We start from the raw sequence: 13,500 nt of genomic DNA, 5'->3' as shown, positions 1-13,500 counted from the left end.
CTGCTAAGTTTTTGTAAAAAATAGCAAAAACGCGCGACCACACTATAGCCAGTCTCTGGCTATAGTGTGCGCTGGGCAAAGCCTGATCGAAGCCAAGAATAATCTTTCGGCCGTGATCGATCGGGCTCGGGCGGGTGAAGAGATTATCATCACCCGCCACGCCCCCCGTCGTCACCCTCAAGCCAATCACGCCAAAACCGCCTCGCATGACGACGACCGATCTCCAATGGCGCGACCGCCGCCGGCTCAAGTGCGGCATCGGGGGCCGGATGTGGTGGAATTGCGCCGCGCCATCGTGCCCAATCGCCCAACCATCTCGCCTGCGGCGCTCAAGCCGCCATCTGTGCCGGTTGCATCCCCGGCATCCCCGATTTTTCCGTTACTCGCCTGTGTTCGCAGGGTGCCGATGAACGGTCTCCGAAACATTGTCGGACCGGAACATCGCCTCGATCGGTAGTGTCCCGAACTTCAGGATCGGCGGTACCCGATTGGTGAAATTATCTGGCAGATGACGGATCAGCGCAGCGTGGAGCGGGAGCCCGGTGTTACGATCGAGCGGCATCACATACCGGCTGGTAAATCCTCCGGACGCCGGAATATTCTCAAAACTGAACGCCAGATTCGCCCGCTCCGCCTCTCCATGCCCATATATCTTGCTCGCCTCAACATCGAAGGACGGACCCGCCGCATGTTCGGCCGCCAGTTCACGGTCGAGCACGAAGCAGGCCTGATACGGCGGATCGACATTCACAAAGCGGACATCGCCCAGATCGATCCCGGGACTATCAGCGACCCGTGTCGGCTCCCGATGATCAACCAGATACGTGTGGTAATCCGTATCGTTGAACTCGTAGCGCAAGAACCCCGGCAGCAGGCCATAGGGCCGCAGTTTCTCCCGAAACCGCCTGAAATACGAGAAATTGCGCTGTGAGAGCCGAATATCATCTTCGACATAGATGAAATGGGAATAGCGGGAGTCCGCCAGAAAGACCTCCCTGAGCAGGCTCTTGTGCGCCCAGGTCACCCGATATGGTACCGCAGCGTCGAACGGCACCTGCCGGAACGACACTCTCATCCCGCTCGTGCGCAACGGCACCAACGACCGCTCCAGTGTGGCAAGCTCTGCGTCATCCGCCGTCGTCGTCACAATGAAATCCACCGCGGCATCGGTGTATTCGGCAAAGCCGGTCGCAACTTCGAGCAGATGGCGCAGCCGGGTGGTCCGGAACTTGAATGCCACGACCACCATGATGTGCAAATTCGCAGCCGACCGATGATCGGCGGACAATTCAGGTAAATCGACCATGTTCTGAAACTGCATAAAAACCGGCTCTCTGGCAATTCGGCCGGCTACGGCCTGTCATTAACGTCATCAGCGTAGAGCTTGCCCCGTAATCCGGCCATCATCACCTCTCCTGCTCGCCAACCTGATCGAACGCTTCGGCGACGTCGGCATCGCGGTCCGCAAGACCATCGATGAGACTGACGAAGCCGGCGATTCAGACACCGCCGATCTCCTGACCGGCGTATCCCGTAAACTCGACGAATCGCTCTGGTTCCTGGAATCGCACGTCCAGACCAGAAACTGAGCTACAGGCTGACCGTCTCCGGCCGCGACGCCCGCAACCCGAACCACCACAACGGGATCACGGTCGCGGCCACAAACGCCATCGCCGGCCACCATGCCCCGGTCGCCGCATGTAACGCACCCATCCCCAGCGGCCCGGCGATCGACACCGCATACCCGATCGTCTGCGAAAATGCCGAAAGCGCCATCGCCTCGGTCGGCCCGTTCGATCGTAGCACGATAAAGGTCATCGCCAGTGGAAACATCGCCCCCTGCCCGATCCCGATAAGGGCGATCCACAGCCACGGCGCCGCTCCAGGTGCCGCCATCAGCCCGAGATAGCCAAGCAGCGTCACCCCCAGCACCGCGCTCGTCAAGCCGCGCTGGTCACGGCTGCGCGCCGCCAGGCTCGGCGTGATCAACGTCGAAGGCAAGGCCACCAGCGTGCTCACCGACAGCATCAGCCCCGCCTCCGCCTGCGAGATGCCCACCTGGTGCAGCATGGCCGGCAGCCACGAGAGTACCGCGTAATACCCAAGCGATTGCAGCCCCATGAACATCGCCACCGCCCAGGCCAGCGGGCTGCGCGCCATCAGCGCAAGCCCACCGCCCCGATACTGCAACGGCGCCCGTGTCACCCCATGCGTCAACTGCGGCACCCACACGATCATCGCGATCATCGCAGGCACCGCCCAGGCCCCCAGGGCCAAACGCCAACCCCACGCGCTCGCCTGCGCCAGCGGCACACTCACCCCGGCCGCCGTCGACGCTGTGATATACAGGGTCGTGATATAAAGCCCGGTCACCAACCCGACCCGTCCGGCAAAATCCCGCTTCACAATCGCCGGGATCAGCACATTCCCAACCGCAATCGCCGAACCCGCCAATACCGTCCCGATAAACAGCGCCGGTGCCGCATCGATCAGGCGAAGCGCCAACCCTGCACACAGCAGCGTCAGAACGCCCAGCACCACCGTCTCCAGCCCGAACCGCCGCTGCAACGGCAGACTGACCGGCGCCAACGCCGCAAAACATATCACCGGAATCGTCGCCAGCGCGATCAAGCCGAAACTACTCAACCCCAGCGATAGGCCAATCGGTACCAGCAACGGCGAAACGGAAGTAATGCCCGGCCGCAGATTGGCGGCAATCAGCAACACCCCAGCCAGCAGCAGAACCTGCCGGCCGGTCCACAGCCGGGGCACCGTAATCGCCGTGGAATCAGACACGCTAGGCGGCCGGCAAAAAGCGCTTGACCAGCGCCGATACCCGATGCCGGCGCATTTCATACTTCGCCTTGGCATCGGTCGTCATGTAATTCAGCTGAACCGTATACCGCCGCCCGACAAAACTCCGATGCCCATGCCACGTCGTCGGCCCGTTCGGGAACACCAGCAGCGTACCATCCACCGGCGGCACCTCCACCGCATAATCCTCCAGATCGTTCGGCCCCCGCAGCAGCCGCAGACACCCGTCCTGGCGCGCCCACGCCTCGCTCGCCGGATTGAGATACAGCAGCACCGTCACCCGTTTCGCCACCGAATCACAATGGATCTGCCCATCCCGCTCGCCGGTCTGGCCTCGCAGCGTGATCATCACCGGCGCACCCGTCAAATCCAGACCAAATTTCTCGGCAATCACCCGGCGAAACGCATCGCCCTTCATCTCCCGCGTCAGCGCCGCAGCATCCGGGCCAAGCCTGACCGACTCGATCGGAAAACTGCCCCGGCTACCCAGCGCCGGCAACCCGGCCACCACACCCGCGAGCCGCGCCGGCCGCACAAAGCCGCGCATCACCACATGGTCGAACGGATCGCGCGCCACTGGCGTCGCCGCCAACCCCGCAAGATCAAGAATGCTGCTGTCGCTCATGGTCAGGCTTTCGTTGAATAGGCACCGCGGCCGATCACTCATATAACCCCGCCATCATACAGCACCAGGAGACCCGATGAAAACCACGCAGCGCGGCACGTCAGATATCGGTCTTTTGCTGGGACGTCTCGCCCTCGCAACCGTCTTCCTCCAGGCCGGCCTCAGCAAGCTGACGGCATGGCCCGGCATCGTTCACCTGCTCACCCGCTTGCATGCGCCATACCCCCTGCTCGGCGCCATCATCGCCATCGCCAGCCAACTCACCGGCGGCCTCATGGTCGCCCTCGGCCTGCGCGCCCGCACCGGTGCGCTCATCCTCATCCTGTTCACCCTCGGCGCCAACTGGCTCACCCACCGCTTCTGGCTGATGCACGGCCCCGCCGCCGCCGCCGCCGAAATCCAGTGCCTCCTCGACCTCGCCATCTGCGGCGGCCTGCTCATCCTCGCCTCAACCGGACCCGGCCGCTTCGCCGTCGATCGCCGCTGAGGATGAGGGGACGAATGAGTTAAGCAAGGCCAAGGGGCTCTGCCCCCTGGACCCCCGTTAAAGGCGGAGCCTTTAAAATCCATTAGTTTTAGGGGTAGGGAGGGCGGCTGCCGGGCTCTGAACCGGTATGGTCTGGACGCCCTCCCTACCCCTAAAACTAGCAGGTTCTAAGGGCTGAGCCCTTAGCGGGGTCCAGGGGCAGAGCCCCTGGCCTTCTTGACTTAACCCATCCCACCCCACCACCCGCGCACGACAAAAAGCGCGGCATCGCGGCCGCGCTTCGTCGAACCCAGCAATCAGTCGTAGATCAGAAGCCTTCGCGTTCGATCCGCTTGCGCTCCATCTTGCGGGCGCGGCGCACGGCTTCGGCGGCTTCACGAGCGCGGCGCTCGGAGGGTTTTTCATAATGGCGGCGCAACTTCATCTCGCGGAACACGCCTTCACGCTGAAGCTTCTTTTTCAGCGCCTTCAGCGCCTGATCGACATTGTTGTCACGAACGAGAACTTGCACTTGGCCCGACACTCCGTTGCTGGTGAAGTAGAAAATGGAACATAGACGATTGAAAAAACAAGAAAAAGCCGCGCCATAGCAGGCGCAGCCGACGAACTGGCCGATCTGGGCCCGGCTCACCCGTAGCGATATAGCAAAAATCCCGGCTTTGCCAACCTCGGCCCTTCGAAATTCAGCCGATTTCACGCAGAGCCCGTTTGCGAAACCCGCCAACTGCGCCATTTGTGCATCATGGCGATCCTCAAACTGGCCCGCATGGGCCACCCCGTCCTGCTCACCCGCGCCGATCCGGTGCCAGACCCGACCGCGCCGGAGATCCGCCGCCTGCTCGCCGATATGATCGAAACCCTCGACGATGCCGGCGGCGTCGGGCTCGCGGCACCCCAGGTTCACGTACCACTCCGGCTGTTCATCTATAAAGTGCCGGAACGCCGGGTCTCGACCATCGAAGGCGATGAACCGCGCGCCCTCAGCGCCGTCATCAACCCCGAACTCACCCTGATCGAGGGCGATCCCGTCGAAGATTGGGAGGGTTGCCTGTCCATCCCCGGGATGACGGCCCTGATTCCGCGCGCCGCGCGCATCATCCTCACCGGTACCGATGCCAGCGGTACCGAATTCACCCGCCAAGCCGCCGGTTTCCACGCCCGCGTGATCCAGCATGAAACCGACCATCTCGACGGCATTCTCTACCCCGCCCGCATGACCGACATGCGCATGATCGGCTTTGCCGACGAAATCACCAAATTCCGCGAGGACATCCTGGCGGTCCACCACAACCACACCCTTTGAACCCGACCCAGCCCCGGAGAGCGAACCGATGAACCCGTGCGACACCATGCTGGCGGACGACGAAGCGGTCATCCGCGCGCTGCTGAACGAAGTGCCGTTCAACGGCTGGACCCGCACCGCGCTGCGCCGTGCGCTCGCCGCCTGCAACCGCGACCCCGACGATGCCGCCTTCCTCTTCCCCGGCGGCGCCGCCGACATGATCGAAACCTGGGCCTGCCTCGCCGATCGCGACATGGAAGCCGCAGCCCTCGCCGCAGACCTCGCCGCCTACCGCACCCCCGCCCGCGTCCGCGCCATCATCTCGCTCCGCTTCGAACAAAACCGCCCGCACCGCGACGCCATCCGCCGCGCCATCGCCGTGCTCGCCCTGCCGCAGAACGCCAAACGCGCCGCAACCATCACCGCCCGCACCGTCGATTCCATCTGGCACGCCGCCGGCGATCGCTCCGCCGACTTCGCCTGGTACACCAAACGCGCCCTGCTCGGCGGCGTCTACACCAGCACCCTGCTGTTCTGGCTGCGCGATACGTCCGATACCGACGAAGATACGATCGCCTTCCTCGACCGCCGCCTCAATAACGTCGCCACCATCGGCAAAACCCGCAAAGCCATCACCGACAAACGCCCCAAACTCCGCATCCCCATGCCCGGGTTCATGCGGACATGGGCGGAGCGGGCGTGAGGGCGGGTTTAGGGAAGCAAGGCCAAGGGGCTCTGCCCCCTGGACCCCCGTTAAAGGCGGAGCCTTTAAAATCCATTAGTTTTAGGGGTAGGGAGGGCGGCTGCCGGGCTCTGAAACGGTATGGTCTGGACGCCCTCCCTACCCCTAAAACTAGTGGGTTCTAAGGGCTGAGCCCTTAGTGGGGGGTTCGGGGGGCAAAGCCCCCCCGAGCTTGCTTCCTTGAACGCACTCTCACCCCCGTCCTCCCAGTCCCATGGCCGTGCGCATGAAGGCGCGTTTGAGGCGCGGCATGCGGTGGACGGCGGCGAGGCCGAGGTCGCGGGCGAGGCGGATGGGGGGTAAGTTGGTGGAGAACAGGCGGTCGAGTGTATCGGTGGCGGCGAGCATCATCAGATTATCGGGGCGGCGGGCTTGTTGGTAGCGGGCGAGCAGAGTGCGTGATCCGGGGTCATCGGCGGTGGCGAGCAGGCGGGTGAGGGCGAGGGCGTCGCGCAGGCCGAGGTTGAGGCCTTGTCCGGCGATCGGGTGGATGCCGTGGGCGGAATCGCCAACCAGGGCGAGGCGGGTGGCAAAATAGCGGTGGGCGTGCAGTGCGGAGAGCGGGTAGGTCCAGCGTTTGCCGACCAGACGGATCTTGCCGAGGTGGCTGCCCAGGCGGCGCGCGACTTCGGTGGTGAAGCGGGTGTCGTCCATCGTGGCGAGGCGTTGGGCGATGGCGTGGGATTCAGTGAACACGATGGCGGAGATATGGGCATTGTCCGCATCGCTCATCGGCAGCTGGGCGAACGGGCCGCCGGGCAGAAAATGTTCGAGGGCGACGTTGCCGTGCGGCCGTTCGTGGCTGATTGCGCAGACGACGGCGCTTTGGCGATAGGAAAACCGGGTGACGGCGATGCCGGCTTCGGCGCGCAGGCTGCTCATTTTGCCATCAGCCGCGATGACGAGGCGGGCGCGGTACGTGCCGGCACCGCTGACCGCGATCATCGCATGATCCTCGTGCCGGGTGACGTGTGCCGTAGCGGGGGCGTGCAGGACAATGCCGGAGTCGGCGAGGCGGCGGTTGATCGCCATGCGCAGGGCGCGGGCTTCGACGATCCAGCCGAACGGGTCGGTGCCGACGTCGCGATGGTCGAAGTGCAGAAACAAGGGTGACGCAGGCCTGCCCGGTTTGCCGTCGGAGACCCGGATTTGTTCAATCGGGCAGGGCGCGAAGGGCAGGATGTCCCATAATCCGGCGTCATCGAGCAGGATGCGTGATCCCGCGGCGATGGCATAGGCCCGGCCGTCGAAATCAGGATGTTCCATCGGCGGCAGTGCGGCGCGGTCGACCAGCAGGACGGATCGTCCCGCCTGGTCGAGCGCGAGGGCGAGGGCCGCGCCCACGGGTCCGGCGCCGATGATGGCGATGTCGACTTGATCCTGCGTCATTCGCCGTATGTCGCACGTCTTGCGTAACGTGCAAGTTCTGGTCCCGGCCGCACGGTCTCGTGATAATCGACGGCATTGCAGCGCGATTGCCGGTAGATTGACCACCGATCTGCTTAATTCATGGTCAATGTCTGACTCGATATAAAAATTGAATGAAGCTTTCGTAAGCGCCGGGTCTGCCTGAAATCTTTGGCATGAATACTGCATTACCCGATGCGAACGGCGCTTGGGCGTCGTCGTGCGGTCGCGGTTGCGACCGGGTAATGAACGCTGGGAAGCATGGAGACGAATATACAATGGCACTGATACCCTCCCCCGCCTGGCTCGATACCGGGGACAACGCCTGGCAGATGACGTCGGGTGTGTTGGTCGGTCTGATGAGCATTCCGGGCCTTGCCGCGCTGTATGGCGGCGTGGTCAAGAAAAAATGGGCGATCAATTCCGCCTTCATGGTGTTCTATGCCTTCGCCGCCGTGCTCATCGTGTGGGTGCTCTGGGCCTACAACATGAGCTTCGGACCGCATTGGCTGCACGTCGGAAAGGATTATTTCCTCGGCATTCCGCACCCGACCACGTCGGCCGCCGATCTCGAGAAACAGGCGATCATTCCGGATGCCGCGGCCGGCATGCCGCCGCTGGCTTTCCCGATGTCCACCATGGTGTGGTTCCAGTTCGTGTTCGCCGCGATCACGGTGATCATTCTGGCCGGCGCGGTGTTGGGCCGCATGAGCTTCAAGGCATGGATGATTTTCGTGCCCGTCTGGATGACATTCGTCTACACCATCGGCGCGTTCTCGCTCTGGGGCGGCGGCTGGCTCGGCCAGTTGGGCGTGGTCGACTATTCGGGCGGCTATGTCATTCATCTGACCGCGGCAGCTTCGGGCTACACGGCGGCGGCGGTGATCGGGCCACGGCTCGCGCGCGATCGTGAAAGTTTCCACCCGAACTCGCTGCTGATCACGCTGATCGGTGCCGGCCTGCTCTGGCTCGGCTGGTCCGGCTTCAACGGCGGTGACCCGTATTTCGCAAACATGGATTCCTCGGCGGCGGTTCTCAACACCAACGTCGCGACGGCGGCGGCCCTGCTCACCTGGCTGGCGCTCGACGTGATGTCGTTCGGCCTGCCTTCGGTGCTCGGCGCGGTCAACGGCATGATCTGCGGCCTCGTCGCGATCACGCCAGCAGCGGGTTACATCAACGGTACCGAAGCCATCGTGCTCGGCATCGTCGCCTCGCTGGTGCCCTGGTTCACCTGGAACAAGCTCGGCAAAATGGCGTTCATGCGCAAGGTCGATGACACCTTGGGCGTCATCCATACGCATGGTGTGGCCGCGCTGATCGGCGGCATTGGCACCGGTATCCTCGCGAACCCGAACATGATCGAGTATCTCGGCACCCAGAAGGACAGCAACGTCAACGTAACAGGCTGGCTCTATGGCAATTTCCATCAGGTGCTGCTGCAGATCTATGGTGCCGCCTACATCATCGTGATCAATGTGGTCGGAACCTTCATCCTGCTGAAGCTGATCGGCCTCGTGGTTCCGCTTCGGATGGACGAGGAAATGCTGAAAATGGGCGACGAAGCCGCACACGGCGAGGAAGCCTATGCGATCTACGCCGATGGGCAGAAAGTCCCCGTGATGGGCGACTGACCGGACGCACCGACCCTGACCGACGGCAATGGCCGGGTGCTTTCGGGCGCCCGGCCGTTTTGTTTTGTCGAATCAGGTGGATTGAGGTTATACTTCACGTCGTACTGACACGTCCGATGCCTATAACCGGAGCCTGATCACCCGATGTCCGCGACCACCGATACAAGACGGTTTCTGTCCCCCGCGCTCAAAGCAAGGTTTGCCCGGCATCTCGCCGAAATCGCAGCCCTGGTTTCGGTGCTCGCGGGGCTGATCCTGCTGGTGGCGCTGGTTTCCTATCATCCCGGCGATGTCTCGTTCGATACGGCATCCAGCCTGCCGCCGCAGAATCTCGGTGGTCGGTTCGGCGCGACGCTTGCCGATTTCATGTTGCAGGGCTTCGGTGTGATCGCGGTCCTGCCCGGTTTGGTGCTGCTGGCCTGGGCATTCTTGCTGGTCAATCACGGCCGTGTGTCGCATTGGCGGTTGCGCATCGCTGCAACTTTGGTTGCCATGCCTGCGCTCGCCGCCGCCCTCGGTGCTGCGCTCGCCATCGATCCGGCACTCATGACGCATTGGCCGGTTCCCGCCGGCCCCGGTGGTGCTGCGGGTAAATTGATCGGCGGCTTCGGCACTGCGGTCGGGCATTCGATGCTCGGCGTGATCGGTCGCGGCCTCGCGCTGGGGGTTGCTGCGATGATCGGCCTTGGCTGCGCTCTGTACGCGCTCGGGCTGAGCCCGGGCGAGTGGCGGGCGGCAGGGCGGCGTGCGCGCGATGCGGCGCTGATTTCGGCCCGGCAGAGCGGTCGTGCGGTGCGCGGCGCGCGCGGGGGCATGGGGGCGGTGTCGTCCTGGCTCGCGCCGGTGCTGAGCACGCCGCCGATGATCGATCCATTCGAGACGGACGATGAAGCCGGCATCCGGCTGCCGCATGCCGAAGGCACAGCGATCGAGCAGCCGAAACCCCATCATCCCGGCCTTGCCGCGCCGGCGCGGCTGACCCGGGCGGCGCCTGCGAAAAAGCTTCCGCCCAAGCAGGAACGCCTGCCGCTGCCCGACACCGGCTGGCGGCTGCCGCCGCTCGAGCTGCTGGCCGCCGCGCCGCCGCGCGCGGCGACCGGTCCTTCGGCGGAAGCGCTGCAATCCAACGCGCGCCTGCTTGAAACCGTGCTCGGCGACTACGGTGTGCAGGGCCGCATCGTTGAAATCCGACCCGGTCCGGTGGTGACGCTGTACGAACTTGAACCCGCACCGGGGATTCGCTCCGCCCGGGTGATCGGCCTGGCCGATGACATCGCGCGCAGCCTGTCGGTGCTGGCGGTGCGCATCGCCACCGTTTCGGGCCGCAACGTCATCGGCATCGAGGTGCCGAACGCCAAGCGCGAAACCGTTTATCTGTCGGAACTGATGGATATGGCGGATTGGGGCAGCGGCGCCGGCAAGCTTTCGATCGCGCTCGGCAAGGACATCGGCGGCAAGCCGGTGATCGCCGATCTGGCCCGGATGCCGCATCTGCTGATCGCCGGTACCACCGGTTCGGGCAAGTCGGTCGGCATCAACGCGATGATCCTGTCCTTGCTGTACCGGCTCTCGCCCGAGCAATGCCGGATCATCATGATCGACCCGAAAATGCTGGAACTCTCGGTGTACGAGGGCATACCGCATCTGCTGGCACCGGTGGTGACCGATCCGACCAAGGCGGTCGCCGCCCTCAAATGGGTGGTGCGGGAAATGGAGCGGCGCTACCGGGCGATGAGCGGCCTGTCGGTGCGTAACATCGGCGGCTATAACGATCGGGTGAACGATGCGCTGGCCAAGGGCGAAGTGGTCACCCGCCGGGTCCAGACCGGCTTTGATTCCGAAACCGGCCGGCCAACCTTCGAGGATCAGCCGCTGGCACTGGAGCCGTTGCCGCTCATCGTCGTCGTGATCGATGAAATGGCCGATCTGATGATGGTCGCGGGCAAGGAAATCGAAGCGGCGGTGCAGCGCCTCGCGCAGATGGCGCGTGCCGCCGGCATCCATGTCATCATGGCGACGCAGCGGCCATCGGTGGATGTGATCACCGGCACGATCAAGGCGAATTTCCCCACCCGCATCAGCTTCCAGGTGATCAGCAAATTCGACAGCCGGACCATCCTGGGTGAGCAGGGCTCAGAACAGCTGCTCGGCATGGGCGACATGCTGTATATGGCCGGCGGCGGCCGGATCACCCGCGTGCACGGCCCCTTCGTGTCGGACCGCGAGGTTGAGGACGTGGTGGCTTACCTGCGCGAACAGGGCGAGCCCGATTACCTTGATGCGGTGACCGAGGCGACGGAGGATGATGCACCCAACATGCCCGGTCTCGCCGCCGCGGAAGCCGGTGAGGGTGGGTTGTATCAGCAGGCGGTTGCCCTGGTCGCGCGCGAGGGAAAGGCCAGCACCAGCTTCGTGCAGCGGCATCTGCAGATCGGCTACAACCGGGCGGCCAAGCTGATCGAACAGATGGAAAAGGAAGGCGTGGTCGGGCCTGCCAACCATGTCGGCAAGCGCGAGGTGCTGATCGAAAGCACGCGCGATTAGCGGTGCGATGCTGCCGCCCGCGGTAATTGTGCACGATCGCCCGCAGATTGTGACGCTGATGGCGCTGGGGCGGCCTGTAACCTTGCTGTCGGCGCCGGGATTTGCGATTTATGGCGGGGGGTTCTGGTGGCAGGCGATGGTGGCGGGGTATGAGGCGGCGAGCCTGCTCGATTGCGCCGATGCCGGCGGCCGGGCGGTGGAGGCGCTGCGGCTGGGGTTGCCGGGCGTGATTCTGGCCCGCTCGGCGCCGAATTTCGCGCGGGTGGCGCTGATCGCGGCAGAGTGTGGGGCGCTGCTGCTTGATACCGCGCCGCCGGCGCTCGATCTAGCGGTTCGGGGTGCCGACCGGCGCCTGGCGGCGTGGCTTGGTGGCGCGGGCGAAACCGGCTAGGTCAGGACCGCCTTGCACAATCACAGGAGATGATCATGCGCGTCACCCAACGGGTTAAAAAAATTCTCGACTGGTATGAAAGCGACAACCCCGGCAGCAAGGGCAACCTTGCGCGCATTCTGATGCAGGGCAAACTCGGCGGGACGGGCAAAATGGTGATCCTGCCGGTCGATCAGGGGTTCGAGCATGGGCCGGCACGCAGTTTTTCGGCCAATCCGCCCGCCTATGACCCGCATTATCACTTCCAACTGGCGCTCGATGCCGGGCTTTCGGCCTATGCCGCGCCGCTCGGGATGCTCGAGGCGGCTGCCGGCAGCTATGCGGGCGCGATTCCGACCATTCTGAAGTTAAACTCGTCCAATTCGCTGGCGACCGAAAAGGACCAGGCGGTGACCGGTTCGGTATCGGATGCGCTGCGGCTGGGGTGTGCGGCGATCGGTTTTACGATCTATCCGGGTTCGGAATACCAGTTCAAGCTGATGGAGCAATTCCGCGAGCTGGCGGAGGAGGCCAAATCGGTCGGTCTCGCGGTGGTGCTGTGGTCCTATCCGCGTGGCCCGCTGCTCGACAAGGCCGGGGAAACCGCTGTCGATATCTGTGCGTATGCGGCGCATATGGCGGCGCTGCTCGGGGCGCACATCATCAAGGTGAAGCCGCCGACCGCGCATATCGGGCTGGAGGCGGCGAAGAAGGCCTATGAGAAGATCGATGTCTCGACGATGGAAAAGCGGATCGAGCATGTCGTGCAATCCTGCTTCGCCGGGCGGCGGCTGGTGGTGTTTTCGGGCGGTGAGGCTTCCGATTCGGCGACATTGATCGAAACGATCAAGGGGATCCATGCCGGTGGCGGCTCGGGCTCGATTGTCGGGCGCAATTCCTTCACCCGGCCGCGCGATGAGGCGCTGGCGCTGCTGTCGCAGATCATTGCGATCTATCAGGGCAAGGCTTGAGCGCACTCTATCTGATCTCGCCGCCGCGCATCGGGCCGGATTTCGCCGATGCGCTGGCGGCGGCGTTGGATGCCGGGGCGGTTTCGGCGTTTCAACTGCGGCTGAAGGATGCGGCGGAGGATGACATCTGCCGCGCGGTTGCGACGTTGATGCCGGTGGTGCAGGCCCGCGATGTGGCTTTCATTCTGAACGACCGGGCCGATCTTGCGGCGCGGCTGGGGTGCGATGGCGCGCATCTGGGCCAGGAGGATCTGCCGAAGGGCGGGGTGAAGGGGGCGCGGGCGTTGCTGCGGGATGCGAGCCTGGGGGTGACCTGCCATGATTCGCGGCATCTGGCGATGGAAGCGGCGGAAGCGGGAGCGGATTACGTGGCGTTTGGCGCGTTTTTTCCGACCGCGACCAAGGAGGCCAAAAGCCATGCGGAGATCGAGATTTTGGCATGGTGGTCGGGCCTGATGGAGGTGCCGTGCGTTGCGATTGGCGGGATCGATGCGGGAAATTGCGCGAGCCTGGTTGAGGCCGGGGCGGATTTTCTGGCGGTGATCGGTGCCGTGTGGCATCATCCGGATGGTCCCGCGGCGGGGGTGCGGGCGATGCTGGCTGCGATGGGCTAACAATATGTTA

General features: G+C 64.1%; 15 protein-coding genes. 10 read left to right on the top strand and 5 right to left on the bottom strand.

The features are described from left to right. Positions 1 to 64: 64 nt before the first annotated feature. Complete coding sequence (locus tag AruPA_RS21790) at positions 65 to 457, top strand: type II toxin-antitoxin system Phd/YefM family antitoxin (protein ID WP_408858585.1); 393 nt, start codon at positions 65 to 67, stop codon at positions 455 to 457. Here AruPA_RS21790 and AruPA_RS08090 read toward each other — a convergent pair. Beyond that, the gene (locus tag AruPA_RS08090; RefSeq protein WP_265636157.1) at positions 380 to 1,306 is read right to left on the bottom strand and encodes a hypothetical protein; all 927 of its coding nucleotides are present in this window, start codon (positions 1,304 to 1,306) and stop codon (positions 380 to 382) included. The genes AruPA_RS21790 and AruPA_RS08090 overlap by 78 nt on opposite strands. A gap of 88 nt (positions 1,307 to 1,394) precedes the next feature. Between AruPA_RS08090 and AruPA_RS08085 the strand changes: the two genes are divergently transcribed. Further along, on the top strand, positions 1,395 to 1,589 hold the full coding sequence (locus AruPA_RS08085; RefSeq protein ID WP_322784392.1) for a ferritin-like domain-containing protein: 195 nt from the start codon (positions 1,395 to 1,397) through the stop codon (positions 1,587 to 1,589). 1 nt (position 1,590) lies between these two features. On the opposite strand, the gene AruPA_RS08080 is transcribed toward AruPA_RS08085, so the two are convergent. Beyond that, the gene (locus AruPA_RS08080) at positions 1,591 to 2,796 is read right to left on the bottom strand and encodes an MFS transporter (RefSeq protein ID WP_265636156.1); all 1,206 of its coding nucleotides are present in this window, start codon (positions 2,794 to 2,796) and stop codon (positions 1,591 to 1,593) included. Position 2,797: 1 nt separating this feature from the next. Then, the gene (locus AruPA_RS08075) at positions 2,798 to 3,439 is read right to left on the bottom strand and encodes a 2OG-Fe(II) oxygenase (RefSeq protein WP_265636273.1); all 642 of its coding nucleotides are present in this window, start codon (positions 3,437 to 3,439) and stop codon (positions 2,798 to 2,800) included. A gap of 76 nt (positions 3,440 to 3,515) precedes the next feature. Between AruPA_RS08075 and AruPA_RS08070 the strand changes: the two genes are divergently transcribed. Then, entirely contained in the window at positions 3,516 to 3,926 is a 411-nt protein-coding gene (locus AruPA_RS08070; RefSeq protein ID WP_265636155.1) for a DoxX family protein, read from the top strand. A gap of 307 nt (positions 3,927 to 4,233) precedes the next feature. On the opposite strand, the gene rpsU is transcribed toward AruPA_RS08070, so the two are convergent. Further along, the gene (rpsU, locus tag AruPA_RS08065) at positions 4,234 to 4,437 is read right to left on the bottom strand and encodes a 30S ribosomal protein S21 (protein WP_007421557.1); all 204 of its coding nucleotides are present in this window, start codon (positions 4,435 to 4,437) and stop codon (positions 4,234 to 4,236) included. A 231-nt stretch (positions 4,438 to 4,668) separates the two neighbouring features. Between rpsU and def the strand changes: the two genes are divergently transcribed. Next, positions 4,669 to 5,229 (top strand): peptide deformylase, encoded by a 561-nt coding sequence (gene def / locus AruPA_RS08060; RefSeq protein WP_265636154.1) that lies wholly within the window; start codon positions 4,669 to 4,671, stop codon positions 5,227 to 5,229. 28 nt (positions 5,230 to 5,257) lie between these two features. Beyond that, on the top strand, positions 5,258 to 5,911 hold the full coding sequence (locus tag AruPA_RS08055) for a COQ9 family protein (protein WP_265636153.1): 654 nt from the start codon (positions 5,258 to 5,260) through the stop codon (positions 5,909 to 5,911). A gap of 231 nt (positions 5,912 to 6,142) precedes the next feature. Here AruPA_RS08055 and AruPA_RS08050 read toward each other — a convergent pair whose 3' ends face one another. Then, the gene (locus AruPA_RS08050; protein WP_265636152.1) at positions 6,143 to 7,339 is read right to left on the bottom strand and encodes a UbiH/UbiF/VisC/COQ6 family ubiquinone biosynthesis hydroxylase; all 1,197 of its coding nucleotides are present in this window, start codon (positions 7,337 to 7,339) and stop codon (positions 6,143 to 6,145) included. 296 nt (positions 7,340 to 7,635) lie between these two features. Between AruPA_RS08050 and AruPA_RS08045 the strand changes: the two genes are divergently transcribed. The 5 genes from AruPA_RS08045 to thiE all read left to right on the top strand — a co-directional run bounded on the left by AruPA_RS08045 (position 7,636) and on the right by thiE (position 13,490). Continuing rightward, a complete protein-coding gene (locus AruPA_RS08045; protein ID WP_265636151.1) occupies positions 7,636 to 8,991 on the top strand; it encodes an ammonium transporter in 1,356 nt (451 codons plus the stop codon). A gap of 144 nt (positions 8,992 to 9,135) precedes the next feature. Then, the gene (locus AruPA_RS08040; RefSeq protein WP_265636150.1) at positions 9,136 to 11,535 is read left to right on the top strand and encodes a DNA translocase FtsK; all 2,400 of its coding nucleotides are present in this window, start codon (positions 9,136 to 9,138) and stop codon (positions 11,533 to 11,535) included. A gap of 7 nt (positions 11,536 to 11,542) precedes the next feature. Continuing rightward, entirely contained in the window at positions 11,543 to 11,926 is a 384-nt protein-coding gene (locus AruPA_RS08035; protein ID WP_265636149.1) for a hypothetical protein, read from the top strand. Positions 11,927 to 11,961: 35 nt separating this feature from the next. Further along, complete coding sequence (locus AruPA_RS08030) at positions 11,962 to 12,876, top strand: class I fructose-bisphosphate aldolase (RefSeq protein WP_265636148.1); 915 nt, start codon at positions 11,962 to 11,964, stop codon at positions 12,874 to 12,876. After that, positions 12,873 to 13,490, top strand: a complete 618-nt coding sequence (gene thiE, locus AruPA_RS08025) for a thiamine phosphate synthase (RefSeq protein ID WP_265636147.1) — start codon at positions 12,873 to 12,875, stop codon at positions 13,488 to 13,490. Before AruPA_RS08030 ends, thiE begins: the two co-directional genes overlap by 4 nt. Positions 13,491 to 13,500 lie beyond the last annotated feature (10 nt).

It is taken from the genome of Acidiphilium sp. PA (genome assembly GCF_026191915.1).
Taxonomy (GTDB): Bacteria; Pseudomonadota; Alphaproteobacteria; order Acetobacterales; family Acetobacteraceae; genus Acidiphilium.
Note: the sequence above shows the minus strand (reverse complement) of the source record. Positions and strands in the feature narration are given on the sequence as shown.